This window comes from Paenibacillus sp. FSL K6-2859, from assembly GCF_038008265.1.
Taxonomy (GTDB): Bacteria; Bacillota; Bacilli; order Paenibacillales; family Paenibacillaceae; genus Paenibacillus_AQ; species Paenibacillus_AQ nitricinens.
In genome coordinates, this window is sequence record NZ_JBBOYU010000001.1 from 3565830 (window position 1) to 3589365 (window position 23536).

The 23536-nt window shown below is 41.3% G+C and carries 21 protein-coding genes and 2 pseudogenes; 18 read left to right on the plus strand and 5 right to left on the minus strand.

What is annotated here, in order from left to right:
* The first annotated feature begins 133 nt into the window (after positions 1-133).
* From deoD to MHB64_RS15740, 7 genes are all read left to right on the plus strand, one after another.
* Positions 134-841, plus strand: coding sequence for a purine-nucleoside phosphorylase (gene deoD, locus MHB64_RS15710; protein ID WP_341134823.1), 708 nt, complete (start codon positions 134-136; stop codon positions 839-841).
* 3 nt (positions 842-844) lie between these two features.
* Entirely contained in the window at positions 845-2191 is a 1347-nt protein-coding gene (locus MHB64_RS15715) for a purine/pyrimidine permease (protein WP_256989714.1), read from the plus strand.
* A gap of 15 nt (positions 2192-2206) precedes the next feature.
* Positions 2207-3388: a NupC/NupG family nucleoside CNT transporter gene (locus MHB64_RS15720; protein WP_042188403.1), complete on the plus strand. Its 1182-nt coding sequence runs from the start codon at positions 2207-2209 to the stop codon at positions 3386-3388.
* Positions 3389-3722: 334 nt separating this feature from the next.
* On the plus strand, positions 3723-5423 hold the full coding sequence (gene treC, locus MHB64_RS15725; protein WP_341134824.1) for an alpha,alpha-phosphotrehalase: 1701 nt from the start codon (positions 3723-3725) through the stop codon (positions 5421-5423).
* A gap of 50 nt (positions 5424-5473) precedes the next feature.
* Entirely contained in the window at positions 5474-7444 is a 1971-nt protein-coding gene (gene treP, locus MHB64_RS15730; RefSeq protein ID WP_341134825.1) for a PTS system trehalose-specific EIIBC component, read from the plus strand.
* 230 nt (positions 7445-7674) lie between these two features.
* Positions 7675-8394 carry a trehalose operon repressor gene (gene treR / locus MHB64_RS15735; protein WP_341134826.1) on the plus strand — a complete coding sequence of 240 codons (720 nt, stop codon included), beginning with the start codon at positions 7675-7677 and terminating at the stop codon, positions 8392-8394.
* Positions 8395-8893: 499 nt separating this feature from the next.
* On the plus strand, positions 8894-9082 hold the full coding sequence (locus MHB64_RS15740) for a hypothetical protein (protein WP_042188410.1): 189 nt from the start codon (positions 8894-8896) through the stop codon (positions 9080-9082).
* Between the two features lie 51 nt (positions 9083-9133).
* Here the strand turns inward: MHB64_RS15740 and MHB64_RS15745 are convergent, their stop codons facing one another.
* Together MHB64_RS15745 and MHB64_RS15750 are read right to left on the minus strand one after the other, a co-directional pair.
* Positions 9134-10324 (minus strand): YhgE/Pip domain-containing protein, encoded by a 1191-nt coding sequence (locus tag MHB64_RS15745; protein ID WP_341134827.1) that lies wholly within the window; start codon positions 10322-10324, stop codon positions 9134-9136.
* 27 nt (positions 10325-10351) lie between these two features.
* Complete coding sequence (locus MHB64_RS15750; protein WP_341134828.1) at positions 10352-11008, minus strand: TetR/AcrR family transcriptional regulator; 657 nt, start codon at positions 11006-11008, stop codon at positions 10352-10354.
* A 200-nt stretch (positions 11009-11208) separates the two neighbouring features.
* Here MHB64_RS15750 and MHB64_RS15755 point away from each other — a divergent pair, with 200 nt between their 5' ends.
* Entirely contained in the window at positions 11209-11790 is a 582-nt protein-coding gene (locus MHB64_RS15755) for a TetR/AcrR family transcriptional regulator (RefSeq protein ID WP_341134829.1), read from the plus strand.
* A 79-nt stretch (positions 11791-11869) separates the two neighbouring features.
* Here the strand turns inward: MHB64_RS15755 and MHB64_RS15760 are convergent, their stop codons facing one another.
* The gene (locus MHB64_RS15760; RefSeq protein WP_341134830.1) at positions 11870-12811 is read right to left on the minus strand and encodes an NADP-dependent oxidoreductase; all 942 of its coding nucleotides are present in this window, start codon (positions 12809-12811) and stop codon (positions 11870-11872) included.
* A 135-nt stretch (positions 12812-12946) separates the two neighbouring features.
* Positions 12947-13558 (minus strand): TetR/AcrR family transcriptional regulator, encoded by a 612-nt coding sequence (locus tag MHB64_RS15765; protein WP_341134831.1) that lies wholly within the window; start codon positions 13556-13558, stop codon positions 12947-12949.
* 175 nt (positions 13559-13733) lie between these two features.
* Between MHB64_RS15765 and MHB64_RS15770 the strand changes: the two genes are divergently transcribed.
* From MHB64_RS15770 to MHB64_RS15800, 7 genes are all read left to right on the plus strand, one after another.
* Positions 13734-14684: an ABC transporter ATP-binding protein gene (locus MHB64_RS15770; RefSeq protein ID WP_341134832.1), complete on the plus strand. Its 951-nt coding sequence runs from the start codon at positions 13734-13736 to the stop codon at positions 14682-14684.
* Positions 14665-15567: an ABC transporter ATP-binding protein gene (locus tag MHB64_RS15775; protein ID WP_341134833.1), complete on the plus strand. Its 903-nt coding sequence runs from the start codon at positions 14665-14667 to the stop codon at positions 15565-15567. Before MHB64_RS15770 ends, MHB64_RS15775 begins: the two co-directional genes overlap by 20 nt.
* Positions 15560-16345, plus strand: coding sequence for an ABC transporter permease subunit (locus MHB64_RS15780; protein ID WP_094868964.1), 786 nt, complete (start codon positions 15560-15562; stop codon positions 16343-16345). Before MHB64_RS15775 ends, MHB64_RS15780 begins: the two co-directional genes overlap by 8 nt.
* A gap of 301 nt (positions 16346-16646) precedes the next feature.
* A complete protein-coding gene (locus MHB64_RS15785; RefSeq protein ID WP_341134834.1) occupies positions 16647-17444 on the plus strand; it encodes a helix-turn-helix domain-containing protein in 798 nt (265 codons plus the stop codon).
* 207 nt (positions 17445-17651) lie between these two features.
* On the plus strand, positions 17652-18956 hold the full coding sequence (locus tag MHB64_RS15790) for an NtaA/DmoA family FMN-dependent monooxygenase (RefSeq protein ID WP_341134835.1): 1305 nt from the start codon (positions 17652-17654) through the stop codon (positions 18954-18956).
* A gap of 25 nt (positions 18957-18981) precedes the next feature.
* Positions 18982-20028, plus strand: a complete 1047-nt coding sequence (locus tag MHB64_RS15795; protein ID WP_341134836.1) for an NAD(P)/FAD-dependent oxidoreductase — start codon at positions 18982-18984, stop codon at positions 20026-20028.
* Between the two features lie 28 nt (positions 20029-20056).
* Positions 20057-21004 (plus strand): ABC transporter substrate-binding protein, encoded by a 948-nt coding sequence (locus tag MHB64_RS15800; RefSeq protein WP_341134837.1) that lies wholly within the window; start codon positions 20057-20059, stop codon positions 21002-21004.
* Positions 21005-21164: 160 nt separating this feature from the next.
* Here the strand turns inward: MHB64_RS15800 and MHB64_RS15805 are convergent, their stop codons facing one another.
* On the minus strand, positions 21165-21740 hold the full coding sequence (locus MHB64_RS15805) for a dihydrofolate reductase family protein (RefSeq protein ID WP_341134838.1): 576 nt from the start codon (positions 21738-21740) through the stop codon (positions 21165-21167).
* A 180-nt stretch (positions 21741-21920) separates the two neighbouring features.
* On the opposite strand from MHB64_RS15805, the pseudogene MHB64_RS15810 reads away from it, so the two are divergent.
* From MHB64_RS15810 to MHB64_RS15820, 3 genes and pseudogenes are all read left to right on the plus strand, one after another.
* Positions 21921-22118 (plus strand): annotated as a pseudogene (locus MHB64_RS15810) (transposase); the annotation flags it as partial.
* Between the two features lie 294 nt (positions 22119-22412).
* Positions 22413-23023, plus strand: a pseudogene (locus MHB64_RS15815) (DUF2239 family protein).
* A gap of 299 nt (positions 23024-23322) precedes the next feature.
* A complete protein-coding gene (locus tag MHB64_RS15820; protein WP_341134840.1) occupies positions 23323-23526 on the plus strand; it encodes a hypothetical protein in 204 nt (67 codons plus the stop codon).
* Positions 23527-23536 lie beyond the last annotated feature (10 nt).

A 23536-nucleotide genomic window follows, 5' to 3' on the forward strand; every position in this document is an offset into this window, starting at 1 on the left:
TAAGTTTTTGGTCTAGTTTGTAATGTCAAAAAACCTTATGCTCAATCTAGTTTCGAAACTGATTTTACTTGAGGGCAAGTGGAAAGCGATTTCGGTAAACCTCAGTTTACTATTAAAAGTTGGAGGAAGAACTATGAGTAGGCATCTAGGTGCAAATAAGGGAGAAATAGCAGCGCGCGTTTTGCTCCCAGGAGATCCTTTACGTGCAAAATTTGTAGCAGAACACTTTTTAGAGGAGGCTAATTGTTATAACGAAGTAAGAGGGATGTATGGATACACTGGATTATACAAGGGTGTGCCGGTGTCGGTGCAGGGGACAGGGATGGGAAATCCATCGATGAGTATCTACGCTACAGAATTGATCGTCGATTATGAAGTTAAAAAATTGATTCGCATTGGTACTTGTGGTGCGATGCAGAGTGAAATTAATATCCGTGATATTATAATAGCCCAAGCGGTGTCTTCAGACAGTAATATGACAGAGAAGATCTTTCATGGTTGTAATTTTGCACCTACAGCAGATTTCTCATTGTTAATGAAAGCGTATCAACAAGCACAAGCTAAAAATGCAAATGTTTTTGTTGGCAACATCTATAATTCTGATGAATTCTATCGTGAAAATTTAGATCGGCTTCACAAGTTTATGGATTTTGGTGTATTAGCAGTGGAAATGGAAAGCACAGCCCTATACACTTTAGCCGCTAAATATGGTGTAAAAGCGTTATCGATTTTGACAGTCGGCAGTCAATTGTTAAGACAGGAACACCTGACTCATAAAGAAAGTGAACAATCCTTTTATGAAATGGTCGAAGTAGCTCTTAACACAGTCATTGATGGCTGATTTATGGATAAGAGCAGTGTTGTTAGAGAAGAGAGTGAGAAAGAAATGAAGGTAATACTGTCAGGATTGCAGTGGATGATTTTTATGATCGCTGGTGCAATTGCTGCCCCCATTGCTATCGCAGATTTATATAACTTAACACCCATAGAGACTTCCGGGCTTATCCAGAGCACAATGATTACTTTAGGGATAGCTGGATTTTTACAAGGCGTGATGGGTCATAAATTCCCTATCCATGAAGGTCCGGCAGGGCTATGGTGGAGCATTTTTACGATTTACGCAAGTTTAGTGGGGGGACTTTATTCTTCTAACAATGGTGCTTTACAAGCTTTAAGTGGGGCAATGATCATTAGCGGTGTGTTATTTATCCTAATTTCAGCATTTAAGCTAATGGATAAAATCGCTCGTCTATTTACTCCAACCATCACTTTTATTTATTTACTTTTATTGATCTTTCAATTAAGTGGATCTTTTATGAAAGGGATGATGGGGATTACCATAGCCCACTCCATGTTAGATGTTAAAGTATTCATCCTTAGTGTGATTGTGGTATGCATTACCTTTTGGTTAGGAAAAAGTCGCTTTGTAGTACTCAGCCAGTTTTCAATAATTTTCAGTATATTGATAGGCTGCCTATTATTTATTATCTGCGGTAATATACCTGTGTTTTCTCATGCGGATACTCTATTTAAGCTACCGAAAATATTCCCATTTGGCAGACCACGATTCGATGCCGGGACGATCACTACTGCATTTTTATTAACTCTGTTATTAATAACCAATGCAGTTGCGTCCATCCGTTTGATGGAGACCGTTATGAAACAAAAGCAAGTGGATCATCGTCGTTATTTGCGCGCCGGGTTTACTTCTGGAATTACGCATCTTATTAGTGGCGGTTTAGGAGCGGTCGGTTCTGTCCCTATCTCGGGAGCGGCGGGATATGTTGAACAAACAGGGATGAAGGAGCGCAGATCATTTTTAATTGGATGTTGCTTTGTGATCTTAATATCCTTATTTCCGCCAATGATGAATGTTATATCAGCGATTCCAGCTCCCATAGGCTATTCCGTTACCTTCGTCATTTTTGTGAAGATGGTCGGACTAGCACTAAAGGAATTGAAGAAGGTCATTCATGAAGAACGAACATTTATCGTTAGTGGAATTTCCCTTTTAGTGGGTGTGGGTTTAATGTTTATTCCTTCATCAGCTACGGCCCATTTATCTCCGATCGTGATAGCCATTTTAAATAATGGATTAATATGCGGAAGCCTGTTGGCGATTATTTTGGAACAAGGGTTAATGTGGAAAGATTCATTCCGATATGAGGATTCCGAAAAAATTAACCGATAATTTGGAGGGCTAAAAATGCATTATCTAATTTCTATTGCTGGTTTGGTTATTGTTCTATTACTAGCATGGCTCGGAAGTAACAATAAGAAAAAGATTAAATATCGACCAATCATTGTAATGATTGCTATTCAGATCGGTTTGGGATTAATTATACTAAAAACAAGTATAGGTGAATTCTTAATTAAAGGGTTTGCCGATAGTTTTGCAAAATTGCTTGGATACGCCAATGAAGGGACTGACTTTGTTTTTGGTGGGATTGCAAATGAAGGGGCCCATACATTTTTCCTTTATGTTTTGATGCCAATTGTTTTTATGTCGGCATTAATTGGGATATTGCAGCATTACAAAATACTCCCGTTCATTATCAAATATATTGGTTTGGTACTAAGTAAAATAAATGGCATGGGCAAATTGGAATCTTATAATGCAGTTGCAGCCGCAATTGTAGGACAAAATGAAGTGTTTATTTCAGTGAAAAACCAGCTTGGATTATTACCAAAACATCGATTGTATACATTATGTGCATCTGCAATGTCGACGGTATCCATGTCAATCGTTGGTTCATATATGACGATGCTAGAACCTCGGTATGTCGTGGCTGCGTTAATATTAAACCTATTCGGCGGATTCATCATTTCATCCATCATTAATCCGTATGAAGTTACACCTGAAGAAGATATTGTTGAGGTTCAGGTAGAGGAAAAACAAACGTTTTTTGAAATGCTAGGCGAGTATATTATGGATGGCTTTAAAGTAGCCATAGTAGTCGGTGTAATGTTGGTTGGTTTCGTTGGGATCATTGCTTTAATTAACGGGGTCTTCAGCGGAGTATTCGGTATCTCGTTTCAAGGAATTTTAGGGTATGTCTTTGCACCCATTGCCTTTCTTATCGGTGTCCCATGGCATGAAGCTGTTGATGCAGGCAGTATCATGGCCACAAAGCTTGTTGCGAATGAATTCGTTGCTATGCTTGACTTTGTTAAGATCCAAGATGGTTTAAGTGGGCGTACTACCGCCATTGTCTCCGTGTTTCTAATCTCATTTGCTAACTTTGGATCAATCGGTACGATTGTAGGCGCTGTGAAAGGATTGAATGAAAAACAAGGGAATATTGTGGCACGATTTGGTTTAAAACTGTTATTTGGTGCCACACTTGTAAGCGTTTTATCTGCTCTGATCATCGGTATCATTTTTTAATTGAACCTGTAGGTCAAAATGAAGCTAAAGCTTAAAAAAACTAAATAAAAAATAGGAACAGGATACCTTACTTGTATTAAGAAATAGGTATCCTGTTTTTTTGTACAATTTCAGGTAGCCGCTCAAAAGCGGCTTTTTGTCTGTCTAGTCTAATGAATTTAACGCCTGAAGAAATCATCGATATCAAATGGGTTAATAAAAGAAGAACCGCCAGAAGGTTTGATAGCAAAAGTATTGACAACCTGTATATACAAGTTTAAACTGTGTGAAGTGTTTGAACTTGTATATACAGGTTTAATATTTGACATAAAGTATTTTTTTGGAGGTGTTCAACTTGAGTCAGTCCCAGTATTCGGAATGGTGGCGCCGATCTACGGTGTATCAGGTATACCCAAAGAGCTTTAAGGACACTACAGGCAACGGAACAGGAGATATTAAAGGACTTATTGAAAAATTAGATTATTTACAGAAGCTTGGAATTGATATCGTCTGGTTGCAGCCGGTCTATGTCTCGCCACAACATGATAACGGTTACGATGTTGCGGATTATGAAAATATCAACCCGGATTTTGGTACGATGGAGGATTTCGACGAGTTAGTACAGGAACTACACAGACTTGGAATGAAGCTCATGATCGATATCGTGGTTAACCATACTTCAACAGAACATGAGTGGTTCAAACAATCCATTTCTAGCAGGAACAATCCCTACCGTGATTATTATATTTGGAAGGACCCGGCTCCGGACGGCGGCTTACCCAACAACTGGCAGTCAAAGTTCGGGGGCCCAGCCTGGCAGTTTGATGAAGCTTCGGGACAATATTATCTTACTCTCTTCGATAAAACCCAGGCGGATCTGAATTGGGAGAACGAGAAGGTACGTAGAGCAGTGAATGATATGATGCTATTCTGGGCTAAAAAAGGTGTAGACGGCTTCCGAATGGATGTAATTAATTTAATCTCCAAGGATCAGCGCTTCCCTGATGATGACGGAAGTGTTTCACCGGGGGATGGACGTAAATTCTATACTGACGGTCCACGGGTCCATGAATACATCAAAGCGATGTATGAAGAGGTATTCGGTCCGTATGAGATGGTGACGGTCGGAGAGATGTCCTCAACTACACTGGAGCATTGCATCCGGTACTCGAGTCCTAAAGAGCGGGAATTTTCCATGACTTTTAATTTTCATCACTTAAAAGTCGATTATCCGAACGGACAGAAATGGGAGCTAATGCCCTTTGATTTTGAGGCGCTGAAAAGCTTGTTCACAGAGTGGCAGACGGAAATGCAGAAAGGCCGGGGTTGGAACGCATTATTTTTTAATAATCACGATCAACCGCGTGCCCTCTCCAGATTCACTGATGATAAGGTCTACCGTGTAGAGAGTGCCAAGCTGCTTGCAACAACTCTGCATGGACTTCAGGGAACACCTTATGTGTATCAAGGGGAAGAAATCGGGATGCCAAATCCGGTATGGAAGAGCATCGATGAGTTCCGTGATATTGAGTCACTGAATATGTACCGTATTTTGTGCGAACAGGGGAAAAGCCCTGAGACTGCTCTGAGTATTCTTCAGGAACGTTCACGGGACAATTCCCGTACGCCGATGCAATGGGATGAAAGCCGAAATGCCGGATTCACCACAGGTACTCCATGGCTGAAAGTTGATGAGCGGTATTCGGACATTAATGTGCAGAAGGAGCTAGCAAATCCCGATTCCATCTTTCATCATTACCGCAAGCTGATTGCACTACGCAAGGAGTATGAGATATTCCTTGAAGGTGTTTTCAAGAGACTCGATAATGGTCATCCTGAAGTGTTCGCTTACGCCAGAACAGGAGATGGAGAGTCGCTTGTAGTGGTCTCGAACTTCAGCAGCAAAGAGATTACCTTCCGTTTTGAAGAAAGTCACTGGGCAGAGTTATCATCTGGTAAAGACAAGCTTCTGATTGAAAATACAACAGAAACACCTGCATTAACACAAGAGCTTCAGCTTAGTCCTTATGCTTCCTATATGTGGTTAACCCGCTAACGAAGTGTACTTGAGTAGGAGCACAAATCAAATATGTAAGGAGTGAAAATATGGCTATAGACCGCAAAAATGTTGAGGATATTGTACGCGCAGTTGGGGGCAAGGAGAATATAGAGGTTGCGACACATTGTGTAACCCGGCTGAGATTCTCGCTGTATGATGAAAGCAAGGTGGATTCGGAAGCCTTGGACCGCAACGAATTAGTAAAAGGACAATTTTCTAGCCAGGGGCAGTTTCAGATTGTTATCGGACCGGGAACAGTAGATAAAGTATACGATGAAATGATTCAAATCACTGGCGGTTCTCGTTCTTCCAAAGATGAAGTGAAATCCGCTGCTGTCCGAAAACAGAATCCTCTGCAGCGTGCGATCAAGACGCTGGCTGATATATTTATTCCTATTCTTCCGGCTATCGTAACCGCAGGTTTGCTGCTTGGGATCAATAATATTTTGACCGGACCTGGTATCTTCTTTGATAATCAGTCGCTGGTGGATGTCTATCCCGCATGGAAAGACATTGCTGCGATTATTAATACGATTGCTAGCACAGCTTTTACCTTTTTACCAGCACTTATCGGTTGGGCAGCTGTTACACGTTTCGGCGGCAGTCCTCTGCTCGGGATCGTTTTGGGTCTCATTCTCGTGCACCCAGATCTATTAAGTGCCTATAACTATGCAAGTGCTTCCACTGAGGGAACTGTTCCAACTTGGAATTTGTTTGGCTGGCATTTGGAGAAGATCGGTTATCAGGGACAGGTATTACCAGTGCTGGTTTCGGCCTATATTCTGGCAAGGCTGGAGAAATTCCTCAACCGCCGGGTGCATGATTCCATTAAACTGCTGGTTGTTGCGCCAGTGACTCTGTTGATTACAGGTTTTCTGGCCTTCACCATTATCGGACCGGTTACGTTTGGCATTGCCAATGCCATCACCTCCGGCCTGATCTTTGTATTTGATCATTTTGCGCTTCTTGGTGGCTTGATTTACGGCGGATTCTATTCGCTTCTGGTCATCACTGGTATGCATCATACCTTCTTGGCGGTTGATGTGCAGCTCATCGGCAGCGAGGGCGGCACTTTCCTCTGGCCGATGTTAGCGCTATCAAATATTGCACAAGGTGCCGCGGCACTGGCAATGATGTTCGTAGTCAAAGAACAGAAGGCAAAAGGCTTGGCGGCTACATCTTCCGTCTCTGCATTCCTCGGCGTGACGGAGCCGGCGATCTTCGGAGTGAATATCCGCTACCGTTATCCTTTCATCTTCGGGATGATCGGCTCAGGGATTGCCGGTATGATTCTTACCGTTAATCAGGTTCGCGCTTCTTCCATTGGCGTAGGCGGGATTCCCGGCTTCCTTTCGATATTCCCTAACCAGTGGGGCGTGTTCTTCATTGGCATGCTTATTGTTCTCATTGTCCCATTTGTCGCCACTGTACTCTACGGTCGTTCTGTAGTGGGGCGTTCTGAAAAGAACCCAGCTACAAAGTCTGCTAGTACTGTGAGCGAAACAAACGATTTGAATAACCGCCCTACAGTACAAGAGACACAGGAATCCGTGAATATTCTGGAGCTTATCTCTCCACTCAGTGGAACTGCAGTATCTCTAGATCAGGTGCCTGATCCTGCCTTTGCTGAGAAACAGATGGGCGAGGGAATTGCAATCGAACCTTCTGAGGGTAAAGTATATGCACCTTTTGATGCTACAGTAGCTCATGTAATCAAGAGCAAACATGCGCTTATATTGGAGCATGCAAGTGGTGTACAAGTACTTATTCACGTTGGAATTAATACGGTGTCGCTTAAAGGAAATGGTTTTACCACCCATAAGAATATTGGCGACAAGGTGCAGGCGGGCGAGCTTCTGCTGGAATTTGATATGGAGGCCATCCGCGCAGCAGGTTACCCTTTGATTACTCCAATCATCATTCCTGCAGGTCAGGATATGGTGGAGAAGATTGAGGAGAAGACGGGACCAGCTGCAGCTAGACAATCTAGCATCTTGACTATTCATCTCAAGGGTTGATATAGACTCTATTGGCAAAGACTTTATATTACAGAAAGACAGCCCCTAGGGGCTGTCTTTCTGTAATATAAGAATTTGTATGTTTCACGCTATAAATTTTTCTTATATTTCCACGAGAAATGGTTATCGTCTTTAAAGGATAACAAAATCGTTTCTCCTTGTTGCCGTATTCTAATTGAATCGATGCTTCCAAAGGCATGACGTGATACAATAAAGGGCGGTGATCAAAATTGAGAGAAAATAAATATTTGCAAATTTATAATGAGTACAGCAACCAAATTCTTTCTGGACAACTGCTGCCGGGAACCAAGCTGCCTTCTGAAAGTGAACTTGCTGAAGCATATAGCACTTCACGAGAGACTGTTCGCAAAGCGCTGAACCTGCTGTTCCGTGAAGGATACATTCACAAAATTAAGGGCAGAGGCTCCTTTGTGCTTGATATGACGAGAATGGATTTCCCCGTTACCGGTCTGATTTCATTTAAAGAGATGGCCGATACACTGGGTACTGCCTCACGGACACTGGTAGAGCGGACGATATGTGAACCGGCAGGCTCCGCGCTCGCCAGACATCTGCAGATTCCGCCTGAAACCCTGGTCTGGAAAGTTATTCGTGCCAGAGAGATTGAAGGCGATCGGATCATTTTGGATAAGGATTATTTCCGAGCGGATATTGTTCCATTCCTAAGCGAAGAAATCGCTGAAGGCTCACTCTATGAATATCTGGAGCAAGAGTTGGGACTTAAAATCAGTTATGCGAAGAAGCTGATATCCGTTGAGCCTTCTACAGAGGAGGATCATAGACTGCTCGATTTGAAGAATTACACGCATATCGTAGTAGTACGAAACTATGTTTATTTGGAGAACACAGTGCTTTTCCAATATACCGAGTCCAGGCATAGGCTGGATAAATTTCAGTTCGTGGATTTTGCACGAAGGGTGAAACGATAAGCTAAGCTTAAAAAGGGGTATCCCAGTGTGGGATACCCCTTTTTTACGCGATATAAAATTCATCCTCCTCCCAAGTCTACAGTTATTTATGTGGTAAAATTAGGATAACTAAATATGGGGAGGCGTGTAAATTGAGTCTTGATCTTGTGATGATTATTTTTCTACTATTAATAAATATTCCAATATATAAAGTATTGTTTCGCGTGTTCTTTGTGGATAATGATGATTATAACGAAACGATTAGACATACTTTTACACCTAACATCGTTTCATTATTCCGAGGAGAGTATTGGAAGGATAGAATGAATACTGCAAGACTTCAGTTTTTTGTTATTATTTGCGTTGGGTTAGTTGTTTTAGAATACCTTGTTTTGAATAAAGTAATAGAAATTTTTCGTTGAAAATAGGAATTTGAATTTCTTGCATAAGCACCATTCTTTTATGGAAAACTTCTGTTGTGCAAATAAATAGCATGATTCCATTTTGGGAGGATAGTATTATGACAAATCAGGATCCGCAGGAGCTTCTTAAGAGTAAACATAAGCTAGACGAGCAAAAAAGGCAGTTCACAAATTTCGCTCGAAGTGCTTCCGGTCATGGTGAAGTTGAAGCTGGCCAGGAATTCAGTAATGATCGAGTACCTGACGATCAAAACCGCATGAAATCTGTTGAAAACAGACAAGACTGACTTTTAAAAAAAGCCGATCCTTTTCTGGATCGGCTTAGAAAATGATTATAACTACCCTTCAAGCTTTTGTGGAGCTTTTACTGCTCCAGGTTTCAAAACAGAAGCAAGAATAACGATCGTACTCCCTAGGCCAATCCAAGTGAGTGTGGATACGGCATCGTTCCAACTTAATCCTTTACCAAAGAAGAACAGCTCTCGAAGACCATCCACCATAAAACGCATTGGCAACCAAGAGTGCACCCAGTCCCGATAGAATGGAGACATCATTTCTGGGGCTAATGCAAGTAATGGTGCACCAAAGAAAAGGATTAAGGCGAAGATAGCGATTCCTTTGATGCCTACGAACGAAATTACGGCAGATATCATAAGGAAAAAGCTAAAGAATGTAATGGTTAAGAATAGTGCTGTATCCATAAATTGAGGGATATGAAGACCTATCATACTTTCTGCGAGCCAAGTTAATCCAAAGCCAACGACTAACGCAATAACAGCCCCCATAACAATCTGTGTTAACTTCGCAGCAAGTGCGTCTTTTCGAGTCGTTGTCTTCATCTTGCTAACAGCAAGAAAGAGAACCGCAGCGCTCGCCATACTTGCCATCCAAAGCGGTTGAAATAAGGAAATAGGGGAATTTCCATTAGCACTCTTCGTGCCGATTTCATTCACATTAGTGACCGTCTTGGTTATAGGACTTACTAAAACGGAAGCTTGCTCCACCGTCAATGTTGCACCTTTCTTTTTCAACCCTTCTACAATCTGAGTACGAACATTGTTGTTCATGTTATCAACAACACCGTTCAGGATTTGCCCAGCCATTGTGGAAGCCGCAGTATTCATACCTTGATTAATAAAAATCTGAACTTCAGGTGAATTAGGTGTTGGACTGCTCAAAGAGGCTTGCTTCGCACTAAAGTCTTCCGGAATGAAAAGTGCCGCGTAATAATTCTGTTTGTTTAAACCGTTTTGTACTTCCTCGATATTATTTACTTCCAACCATTTGATTGCTGGCTCCTCGTCGGAGGTTGGAGACGAGTTTTTCTGAATCATCTCAACAATCGTTTGCCCCATATTAACTTTCCCTTGATTGGGGATGTCAATTCCTTGATCTGCATTTACGATAGCGATTGGCATGTTCTTTGGTTTGATTTGAACGGAAGGGAAAAGCGCAAGTGAAAAAATAAAGATGACCAAGAATGCCATAATTGGCGAAATCAGTACGAACTTGTTTTTAAAGAATTTCATGGTTAACCCACTCCTTTTTATAATATCTTAATGATCCGAAGATGATTTCCGAATTCCATCCATTACAAAATGGATCGCATCCTCAATTTCCTCGTCACTGATTGAATCCTTATTTAACAATACAAACTGAGTAGCAATGAATCCGCCAATGAATGAGTAAATTAATTTTAGAAGTCTGTCAATCGGGATGTCCTTCAGTTCACCTCGATCTATGAATATTTCAATAAAATTAGCAATTCGGGGCTTTACTATTTCTGTAAAATAAGGAAGAAATTCATTTTTCAATTCCTCTTTATAAATAATCTCCTTGATGAGAACCTGGAAAATTTCTTTGTTCTCCGTGATAAATTCAATCCGATTTTTAAGAAAAGCCCTTAAGAATCCTTCAAAGGTCGAATCAGCATTCCCTATTATCTGATCAACTGCCTCATTCGCGAGGGAAGGGAAGAATTCTTTAATATAGGGGACAGTAAGAGATAATAACAGATTATCCTTTGTTCCATATTGTTTAAAGATGCTTGCCTCTGACACCTCGGCTAACTTAGCAATTTCTGCAGTAGAAGTATTGGAATAACCCTTTTCAGCAAATAATCGAATGGCTGCCTCTACAATCCGTTGTTGTTTTGCCGTTAACTTTGTGGATTGCGAAATTAAAATCTCGTTAAACAGGTTGTTAATATTCAATAATCAATTCACCACTTTCAGGATTTGATGATAAGTTAATGATAAAAAGTGAGTACTTACTTACTCGTTGTTATTTTAACGGCATGGTGGTTATCTGTCAATAAAAAGCGAGTAATTACTCACTTTAATATTATAGCCAATACTTTTTATGTAATAAGATGTTATTCTAAATGAAAGGTCTTCGAAAGGGTTAGATGAATATGACAGAGAGAGTCCATGAACAAATAGCTGAAAGAACGCGCCAATTAATCAAAGAATCATTAATGCAATTAATCGAGGAAAAAGGATTTAGTAATGTGACAGTTAAAGATTTGACACTTACGGCAGGAATAAACCGTGGCACATTTTATCTCCATTATCTGGATAAATATGACTTGCTCGAACAAATGGAGATTGAATTACTGGAAGGTTTAGAAGAGTATATGCACATATTGAATTATCAAGAGATGTTGGAATGTCATAAGGCTAACACTCCGTATGATCCGTTGGTTCAAGTTTTTCAATATTTAAAACAAAAGGGAAGGATTTTAAGCGGACTATTAGGTGCAAAAGGAGATCCTGCTTTCTCACAAAAATTGAAGTCGTTTTTGAAAAACGGTGTTTTTGCAGGATTAATCGATAGCTTTCAGGATGAGTCGATCCCTAAACAATATTTCTCAGCATTTGCAACTTCAGCTTATCTTGGCATTATTGAGGATTGGTTATATAGTGACATGAAACAATCCCCTGAAGAAATGGCAATCATTTATGTGAAGATCAAATTTTTCGGGATGAATTTGTAAGGCAAACTAAAAAGAAGTGAGGCTGAGAGCAGCAACGCTTCTTTTTTGAGATACTAACTATACCGGTTTGTAGTTATTCTCACACCACATCATTTACTAGAAGCAAGATTTTTCCACGCGTTTGTCCTACTTTCTCGTGAACAGCAGCAAGCTCTTTTAGTACTAATCTTTCCGTAATAAAAGGCTTTACATATCCTTGATCCACGATATCTGCGATTTGGGACAATTGCTCAGCATTACGCTGCACGCCCATTCTCACCACATGAACCCCCAAGTTTTTAGCTACATCTTCGTCTGCCGGATTGTAAGCTGAGACGAGGGTGCCTCCATCTTTGAGCAAAAGCAGTAATTTTGTCACTTCTTCTGAGCTAAGAGGGGAGAGGTTGAAAATTAAATCCACCTTCTCAGTTAGTTTTTCTTCTATTAATTCATTCTTATAATTGATGATTTCGTCAATCCCCAGGTCTTGAAGAGCGGAGATACTTTCTTCTGAAGCCGTTCCAATGACGTAAGCACCTTTCCATTTTGCAAGTTGAACGGCGATGGAGCCTACACCACCAGCTGCTGCTGTGATCAATACCCGTTGGCCGGATTGAAGATTACCGTGGTCGAATAAACCTTGCCAAGCTGTCATCGCACCACCGGGAAGAGCTGCGGCATCTTGTAAATCAATATTTTTAGGTGCTAAAGCTACATCATTAGCTTTGCAGACTACATATTCCGCGGCCGCACCATTTTTGGTCATGTCGAGAAAAGCAAATACTTTATCTCCAAATTGGAATCCATTCACGGATTCACCTATTTTTTCGATAACCCCTGATACATCCACGTTTGGAATAAAAGGTAATTCTAGTGGCAGAATATCCTTCATAACACCCATTCTAAGCATCGCATCTGCAGGATTGAAGGCAGTTGCCGCAACTTTAATTAATACTTCGTCTGCACTTACATCTGGAGTAGGAGCTTCCTCATATCGAAGTACTTCTACTGCACCGTATTGATGATATCTTACTGCTTTCATAATATTAAACACCTCTTCATTAGATTAGTTAATGAACAACGTGTTGATCGTTGATCTGACTATATCTTAAAATATAGATTCTTTCTAATCAATCAACAATGACAGGTTAGGTGTTGAGTGAATTATTAACCGGGCTTAGTTTTTCAAACCTGCTGCAGTGAATGGACCTTGGATCGTGATTGTAGACAGTATTCTGGCCATTTCCTCAGGAGATTCTTTTCCATCACCATTCAACCATTGTTCAAGTACGCCGATATGTGCTGAAGCTAAATAAGCAATTAGGTACTCACTAGGGACAAGTAAATTTTCTTGCTTAATAAGAGGAAATTCATTGTTTACAAACAGCGTTTTCCACATGAATGCTTTCATCTTCGTTTGAAAATTTAAATCCGCTTTAAAAAGTGCTTTCATAAACTTTCTATTCAGCTCAAGATGTCCAAAAAATCCAACAAGAATATTTATGGGAGCGGCTTGGGGAATATTAGAATGATGTTCTGTAATAACGTCGCCAAGATTCTGTTTAACAATATTTTTCATTTCGGCCAAAATTTCATCTTGGCATCTGTTCATTAAGTCATATTTATCCTGATAATGTGAATAAAAAGTGCCTCGATTAATTCTGGCTTTAGTTGTAATGTCTTTAACGGTAATGCCTTCGAACCCTTTTTCCTCAATTAATTCAATTAATGCTTCCCGAATGAGTTCCTTTGTTCTAATAATTCGCAAATCCTTATCCGTTTCTCGCATCAAAAGTCATCTCCTTGATCTTTATAATGTACACAATCCCAATTAGTGTTGGATATCCAGCACTTTCGACTGTTCTGATTATTGTTGAATGTCTTCATTGTGATTATAATTGAAAATATAAAGATAAACAACACGTTGTTCTTTTGAGTGTTGAGCAGAAAGGGTGGATAATATAATGCCTGTTATCGAGATTGAGCATTTGACCAAAGATTATGGTCATAATCGAGGGATTTTCGATATCTCCTTTAGCATTAATAAGGGAGAAGTATATGGTTTCTTAGGACCTAATGGAGCTGGAAAAACAACAACTATCCGTCATATCATGGGTTTTTCCCGTCCACAGCAAGGACACACCTTAGTAAATGGGCTTAATAGCTGGGAGCGAGCAAGCGATATCCAACGGGAGTTGGGGTATTTACCTGGAGAAATCGCGTTGCCGGAGGCTCTGACCGGGACACAATTCATCAAAATGATGGCAGAGTTGCGAGGTATCACGGATATGACACACACGCAAGCGCTGATTAAGAAATTTGAATTAGATCCTTCGGGCAGCTTGAAACGGATGTCGCTAGGCATGAAGCGGAAGCTAGCCATTGTTACCGCATTCATGTACGATCCCGCAGTACTAGTGCTTGATGAGCCCACCAGCGGCTTAGATCCGATGATGCAAGCTCTGTTTATTGATTTCATTAAGGAAGAGAAGGAAAAAGGTAAAACCATTTTATTATCGAGTCATATTTTTTCCGAGATCGATGCAACCTGTGACAAGATATCCATTATCAAGGATGGCCGCTTAATCTCTTCATTTGTAGCCAATGACTTACGACACAACGAGATCAAAACCTTTAAGCTCGAATTCAAATCTGAAGAAGCTTTTAACGGTTTTAACAATGATGTAAGTGCTCAGCAGGAGATTGAAGTATTATCTTTGTCGCCACACAAACATCAAGCTATAGTAAGTATCAACGACAATCAAATCAATCGTTTTATTTCCTTTATTTCCGACTATGATCTTAAGTTTTTCTCGGAGAAAAAGTTTACCTTAGAGGACTATTTCATGAAGTTTTATGATCGGAGTTCAAACGCAACAGGAGGTGCCCAACCTAATGCCATACATCGAAATTAAATATTTAACTAAAGACTTTGGAGATGGAAAAGGTCTGTTTAACCTAGATTTTTCTATTGAGAAAGGTGAGGTTTTTGGATTTGTAGGCACAAATGGAGCCGGTAAATCGACGACCATTCGCCATATGATGGGTTTTCTGAAACCAAAAAGCGGTGCTGTGACCATTAATGGTATGAATTGCTGGACAAATTCTGCCGAAATTAAAAAGCTTATTGGTTATATTCCAGGAGAGATTGCCTTTCCAGATGCGCCTACAGGAACAGAGTTTCTAAGAAGACAAGCGGAATTGTTGGGATTAAAGGATATGTCCTATGCGGAGAGTATCATTAAAAAGCTACAGCTTGATCCCACAGCCAACTTGAAGCGAATGTCGAAAGGGATGAAACAGAAAACAGCGATTGTAGCAGCATTGATGGCCGATCCCGAGATATTAATTCTGGATGAGCCTACTACAGGATTAGACCCACTTATGCGGGCTGAGTTCGTTAACATTTTGAATGAAGAGAAGAAAAAGGGCAAGACGATATTCATGTCTAGTCACATGTTTGAGGAAGTTGAGCATACCTGTGACAAGGTCGCTTTAATTAAAGACGGAAAATTGATTGCTGTAAAAGCAACAGCTGAAGTAAAACACAGTGAAGATAAAGTCTATAAAATCGAGTTCCTGTCCCATGAGGATTATCAACGCTTTTTGTCAGAACCTTTTGATTTTGCAGAGAAGCGAGACAGTCAGAACCAAGTCTTTCTAAAAATGAATGACCGAGAGATCAACCAATTATTTAGGACTTTAAAAGGGTATCCCGTCAAGTTTATAGCAGAGATAAAGTACACACTTGAGGACTACTTCAAAGGATTATATGAGGGGGAAACATCTAATGCTTAGCAAACCGATTTTCAAACAAACACTCAAAGCGAATTTTAAATTATGGCTCATCTTTACAGTAATCATGTCCGTTTTTCATGTCGTTCTTATCGCAGTGTTTAATCCAAGCACCCTTACCGACATGTCGAATATGGTTAAAGACACTCCACTTGCCAACCTTATGGGGGATGCTACGTTCCTTGGCATGCTCTCCAAAACTTTTTATGGTATTCAGGGTGTACTATTACCTATCGTGTTTATCATTATGACGGCTAATAGTCTCGTCGCTTCGCAGGTAGATAGAGGTTCAATGGCCTATTTACTTTCTACTCCGACGAAGAGAAGTACGGTAGTTCGTACGCAAGCCGTTTACTTAATTCTGTCACTCATCATTATGCTCGCTATCATTACCCTGGCTGGTCTTACTGCCATATCAGTATTCCAAGGGGATATGGATTTCAATAAAACCGATTATCTAACGCTTAACTTAGGTTTATTTCTTCTAATGTTTGCAACAAGTGGTATATCCTTCTTTTTCTCCTGTGTGTTCAATCTTTCCAAAAACTCGTTAGCATGGGGCGCGGGGATTCCAATGGCATTTTTCCTCCTTAAATTAATGGGGGATGTTGACAGCAGTTTGGAGAAGTTGAAATATATATCCATGAATGCATTGTTCGACACGAATGCCATCTTAAATGGTGGAAGCTACTCCATACAATTTATTTCACTTGCTGTAATAGGCATTGTCCTTTATGTACTAGGGATTCGTATTTTTAAGGAAAAAGATTTACCGTTATAATTGGGCTATTAAGGAAGAAATTGAATTTAATATTTATGCAACTATTAAAGGTAAGGCTCTTGGTAAATCCAAGGACCTTACCTTTCTTATTTCATTCTAATAGCATAGTTCGAATCCAAGCGCCCTTACCTACTGCCCATGGTATTCAACATTATGACGGAAAACATTGTGTTTTTAACAACATGGTTAAATTGACTTGCTAGGAATTGTTTACTATCCTTAATTTTGTACGGTATTATGTGCCGTTTCTACTTGACTATACGATTTGAAGCTAGAAGGCAGGTGCAGAACATTGATAAATTTGGACAAATTAGCAAAGGCATTTACTAAAGGTGTCTATGATATAGAAGACAGAAGCAGGTTAGTTATCCAGCCCAAAAGTTTATTAAGTGAATTTACCACCGTTAAGCATGGATTTCTGTTTATCATTCGCGGGGGAGCCAGGATACGAGTGAATGGAACGGTATATGAATTACGGCAAGGCTCAGTATTTCATGCGGCTCCAGGCATGCAGATGGATTCGCAGGTTATAGGACAATCAGAGCTTGAGTATTACTCACTTTTTTATAAATTGGATATGCCAGAAGAAATGAATAGTACTACCGAATTCGACTCTCATTTCAAGCTGGAGCCAGGAGCCAATCTAAAAATTATTGAATTACTAATCATGCTTCATCAGAATACCCATCCGTCGGGAGAAATTGGAAAGCTGCGTATCAAAGAGCTGTTCTTAAGCCTAATACATCAGGTTCTGATTGCTTGCAGTGACAGAGAGAACGACAGTTCACCGAATCAAAGGATGGTTGACGAAGCCCTTGCATATATTAAACTCCATTATATGAATTCACTTACACTCGGTGAGTTAGCGGAACGGCATGCAATGAGTATAAACCGCTTCTCTTACTTCTTTCACAAATATACGGGGCTGCGTCCAATCGACTATGTCGTTAATTATCGTATGGAACGAGCCTGTGACTTTCTTAAAGCAGGAAATTTTCCTATCCACGAGATTGCAGAGCGCGTCGGTTATGACAATCCGCTGTATTTCAGCCGTTTATTTAAAAAGAAATTCGGCGTTTCTCCCTCTGCCTATAGATAATATACATATCGAGTTACTTATACTTGAATGAAGTCTGCAGCTACTGGTGATGAACCAGAAGTGCAGACTTTTTTATTTAGATTAAATAATGATGCATGTAGAATTTGAGATTTGTATATTTGAATTCATTTAAATTTTTGATAAACTCACCCTTGTAACTGAGAATCATTATCAGTAAATTGATTTATAAATGAAAGGCTGGGAGATATGACACGAAACAGACAATTATGTATTGGGTTGTCCTTAAATGCAACCTGGATGAAAGGAGACGGCTGGCGGCACCCGGATAGCGGAGTCGAAAAGATGGGGTCTATCGAATATTATATTGATTTGGCAAAAATGGCGGAGAATTCTAAGCTCGATTTTCTATTCAGGGCTGATTATCTGTATGTTAGCCCGCAGATGTTAGGGGATTCCTCTAATTTCGGCAGCCCGGACCCTGCATTGTTTTTTGCAGCGATAGCCCGTGAAACCAAGCGGATCGGACTGGTGACGACGATTTCTACCACTTTTAATCCACCTTATGTTGTAGCAAGACAGCTTCAGTCTTTACACTGGCTGAGCAATGGACGTGCCGGCTGGAATATTGTCACTTCTATTGAAGGCGCCGATAATTTCAGCGATTCACCTATGCCTTCACCGGAAGAGAGATATGCCAAGGCAAAAGAGTTCACGGATGTTGTATGCAAGCTGTGGGAGAGTTTTCCGGATGAAGCAATTGTTATCGATCGTCAGTCAGGTATGTTCTCGGATAAGGATAAAGTGACTGCTATAAATCATTCTGGTGAATTTTTCAGTGTAAAAGGACCGCTTACTTTACCTGCTCACAGGTCAGGAACGCCTCCGCTATTTCAAGCCGGCGCTTCGGATATTGGACGGAATTTCGCTTCTTCCGTTGCAGATACTATTTTTGCAGCAATGCCGGATATTGAATCAGGAGTGGAGCTAAGGAGTGATCTGAGAAGAAGAGCGGCTGAGCAGGGCCGTGATCCGGATGCTATCAGAGTTTTGCCGGGATTATATTTTTTCCTGGCCGATACGCGTGAAGAAGCACTTGAATTACATAAGGCTGCACATGCGAATTTACATCTTGAACGCAGACATGCTTCGCTTAAATCTGTGTTGGGTCTTGATTTAAGCGGGTACCCCTTAGGTGTGCAAGTAACTGCCAATATGTTACCCGATTCCAATCAAGCCGTCCGCAGCCGGACACATGCCGAACTATTGCGGCGGTATATTATCAAAAACCAGCCTACAGTGAAAGAGATCCTGGACAGGCCGGAGGTTGTCGGATCTGCTCATTGGGTATCTGTCGGGACAGTCGAGGACGTACTGAACGATATTATTGAGCGGTTTGATGCGGGGGCTATGGATGGCTTCATTGCCTTGCCGGGCGGTTCAGAACAATCTATGGAATTGTTTTTTGAGAAACTGGTACCGAAGCTGGTTGAGAGAGGCTTGTTCCGAAGTGAATATACGGGGTGCACTTTTCGTGAGCATCTAGGGATTTAAAAAAGAGAGTTGAGGTGATTGAACAATGCATGAAGAGGAAATGTTTGATGTTACGATTATTGGCGGTGGTCCGGCCGGATTATTTGCAGCATTTTATAGTGGACTCCGCGAAATGAAGACCAAAATCATTGAATTTCAGCCTGTACTTGGCGGCAAGGTGCATGTCTATCCGGAAAAGATGATCTGGGATGTGGGAGGCATACAACCTATTCTTGGCTCACAGCTTATTGAACAAATGGTTGCGCAAGGGATGACGTTCCAGCCGGAGGTTGCTTTTAGCGAAAAGGTCACATCCATCTCGAAAGATGCAGCAGGTTACTTCGTATTGCACACGGCCGCAAACCAGAAGCATTTCACTAAAACTGTAATATTGGCCATTGGAGGAGGTATTCTGAAGCCTATCAAGCTTGAAATCGAGGGTGCCGAAAGATTTGAAATCACAAATTTGCATTATACGGTGAAGTCACTTGCCCGCTTCAAAGAGAAGACTATTCTAATATCGGGTGGCGGACATTCTGCTGTTGACTGGGCGAACGAACTGGCTCCGATTGCCAAGAAAGTGTATTTAACGTACCGGAAAGAGAACTTAAAGGGGCATGAAGCCGATATTTCGCGTTTGGCGAACAATGGCGTAGTGTGCTTGTTAAATACTTCAATCGAAAAATTGATTGCCACGCCGGATCACGAAAGAATAGGGACTGTTCTGCTAAAAAGCAATGACAACGGAGAAGGATTTGAGCTGTCCGTTGATGAGGTCATCATTAATCACGGTTATGAACGCGACAAAGAACTGCTGTTGAACAGTGAAATTAAATTAGATCTGTGGGAACATCGGATTTCAGGATCAGCAATGAGCGGGACATCCGTGCCTGGCATTTATGCGGCAGGTGATGTTCTGCATCATGAAGGAAAGCTGCACCTGATAGCGGGAGCGTTCCAGGATTCTGCCAATGCGGTAAACCAGGCCAAACAATACATCACGCCGGAGGCAAATTCGACCGGGATGGTGTCTTCACACAATGACCTGTTCATACAGAAAAACCGTGATTTAATGAAACATTTATACAGATAGTAATGATAACAACTCAAGGAGGAGTCAAATGAATAGATTATTTGGATGGATTGCATCCTTCATTATACTTGCAGGATTACTGGCTGGATGTTCCGAAACTTCAGTCACACCTGCACCTGTAGTCGGCAAGATCGTGGAAGCGGGATGGCCAAGAACAATTGCAGATGCCAGCGACAATGGAGTGGTGCTCAAAACACGGCCTGAGCGGATAGCGGTTCTTCATCCTTTGTATTTAGATTACTTTTTCGCTCTAGATACTCCACCAATCGCATCAACTAACGCAGTGGAAGCAATGAAAGATTTCGCTACTTTACAGCCTTATGCCGGAACTGCTGAGATTATTGATTTAGGCAACAGCAATGCGAATCTGGAAATGATCATGGATGCAAAGCCTGATGTGATTGTAACCTTCAAGGGTTCTGTTGATAGCAATTATGATGAGTTAAATAAGATTGCACCAGTCATCTTAATTGACTACACCGATACCTGGGAAAAAACGACGATGCTGTGTGCTCAGATCGTTGGAAAAGAAACGTTAGCGGAACAAGCCATTAAGGAAACCCAAGAAATGATTGCCAATACGAAAAAACAGTTAAATAGTCTTGAAAATAAGACCTTTGCCTTGCTACGGGTCGATGGAAAAGCCAATTTCAATGCTCAAGGCTCTAAAAACACGATGTACTACAATCAAACAGCGGGCTTTGGGTTGTTGCCACCAAAGGGATATCCCGAGGAGGGCGGAGCGCTTTCTCTGGAGGGGCTATACAGCATGAATCCCGATTATATTATTATTCAGCATGATATGGATATCGCAAAGGCGGCCATCAAGGAGAAGGAAACTTCAAAGGCATGGAACTCACTGGAAGCTGTGAAAAACAATCATGTTCTTATCTTTGATAATTCACTAAACAGCGCAAGTATTCTGGCTGTCCGTTTGGCTGCAGATCATTTTCTGCAATTGGCGGCTGAACAATAATTTATTATACAACAATCCGATTGCTCCCTGTAGGGTGATCGGATTGTTGTTATTTAGATAAATATCTTGTCCAGTTGTTTGGTGAAAATAAAGTATTAGACTGCCGCAGTTGTCGTTCCAATAACGTTCCACGTTAAGGTAATCACCTTAAGTGAGAAGGTCATCTTACCGTCTGGTAAACGAGGCCTATGGCTCCAGAATCAAAGGTCTTGTTTTCGGTTAGCTTGAGATTGATCTTCTCCTTGAGACCTTGGAATAACGGCAATCCCTTACCGATCAGAACGGGAGAAACTGTGATTTTATACTCATCAATTAAATCAAGCTGCATAAGCTGGTGTGCGAATCTAGGACTGCCGAGGATGACCATATCCTTGCCTGGCTGTTGTTTGAGGTTATTAATCTCATCCTCGACATCTTCTTTGATGAGTCTCGAATTATTCCATTCGACTTTCTCCAGCGTCGTGGAAAAAACGATTTTGGCTGTCTTTTCGATCCACTCGGCATGATTCCGTTCATGCTGCGAAGCTGATGGGTTCGAAGGCACAGATGGCCAGTAACTGTGCATCATCTGATAAGTCCCACGTCCCCAAATGACAGTGTCGGCAGTACTCAGAATTTCTTTCGCATGTTTCTCCAAATCAGCATCGTAGGAAACCCAGCCAATGTCCATTTCACCATCCGGCCCTTCTACAAAACCGTCAAGCGATGCGTGAAGAAATAGAACGAGTTTTCTCATTTTCAATTCTCCTTTGTTCATGAGGGATATTTGCATTATACATTAACTACATTTTAGCAGAATATTGGAAGGGAAGGTCGATGCGAGTACAAGAAGTTATCCTACAGGATAACACAAACGTTACATGTTGATACGCAATAACAAATATCAGAGATCAGTTTCTAATCCAAGTGTTATTTGAAAAAAAGTGAAATGCATATTAAAACCACATCAAAAGCTATTGTGGCAGCAAAACAACATGGTCGTGAAGATATGGCTGAGAAGAACGAGAAAAATCTACTACGTTATCAGGGGATACTAACTAACCTTCAAGAAGGCAACAACATTTTCGGTAGACAAGACCGTATAAAAAGAAAGGTGAGTGCTGGAAATGGTTAATTATGACCGTACAGCCATCTGCGAGAGGATCGAATTCCTTACGCCGTCAACAATCACAAGCACCCACTCCAAAGCAAACAAAGCGTGAGGTAAATGATGCGAATAAGGATATACTCATCGAAATGTTAAAACGCAACATCAAAACACTGCATGAACAACATAAAGCAAACACTAACCCTCAACAGCGCGGTTTCTCTTAGGCCGCGCCTTTTGCATTTAATCCCTCCATAACCAACGACAAAATATATTTTACCCGGGTAAAATTAGTGAAGTATTCAGAGGAGGATCTATAGAATGAAAGATGATCAAACGCGCTTTTGCTGCACAGCATTTTGGGTGTGGGAGTCGTCGCCAGTGGTTCGTTACAGCACGTTGTTACTACAGTGAAGGATACTCTGGATGACAGAGACCTCACACAGCTGCTTATATTTGACGATACCACGGGGAAGCAAATAGATGTTGATTTCCGTGGGAAGACAGATGACGTGCTCAAACGATTAGGAGAACAGTTTGGCGATTTGCCCGATATGGAAATGAATAACCAGCCTACACGGCGGGTCGGTCGACCCAAGCTGGGGGTTGTATCTGGTGAGGTTACATTATTACCAAAAGATTGGGAATGGCTGAAAAGTCAATCTGGAGGGGCGTCGGTAACATTACGAAAACTCGTTGGTGATGCTCGCCGTGCTGGAGGAAAACAGAGCAAGATACGAGAGTCACAAGAAGCAACATATTACTTTATGACAGCTATGGCCGGGAACTTCCATCAATACGAAGAAGCTCTGCGGGCACTGTATGCTGATAATTCGGATTGTTTTTACCACTTTATCGATAACTGGGCACCTGATATCAGAAACCATATCAAAAAATTAGCCGCTGATGCATTCCCCGAAGGGAACAAATGAACGAAAGAATGTGTATGCGTAAGGAATTTAGAATAAAAAAAGGAACGATGAAAGGAGCCGCACTATGACAGAATTTGAATTTAATCGTTACATCGAACTATCGCAACGTGCTGGCATGAGGTTTATAAGCGAGGCATCGAGGGCAGCATCGTCATGTTGAACCTCATGCGTTTTCGTGATGTTGCCGATTACACAGCCAATCCTGAACTAACACCCGAGGTTCCAATCAGCGGTGCCGAAGCTTTCAACCGCATATCGAGCACACCCTCCCATTTCTCCGTGAAAGCGGAGGTGAAATCATGTTTCTTGGCGATGGCGGAGAGTTTCTTATTGGACCCGAAGACGAAAGATGGGATCTTGTCATGATGATCCGCCAGAGCAGCGCGCAGTCGTTTCTTGCTTTTTCAAGTCATCAAGACTACATGGCCGGTATCGGGCATCGGACTGCAGCGATCGAAGATTCACGCCTTCTGCCTATGACAGAACTTACAATACCGAATTAATTGGAGGAGA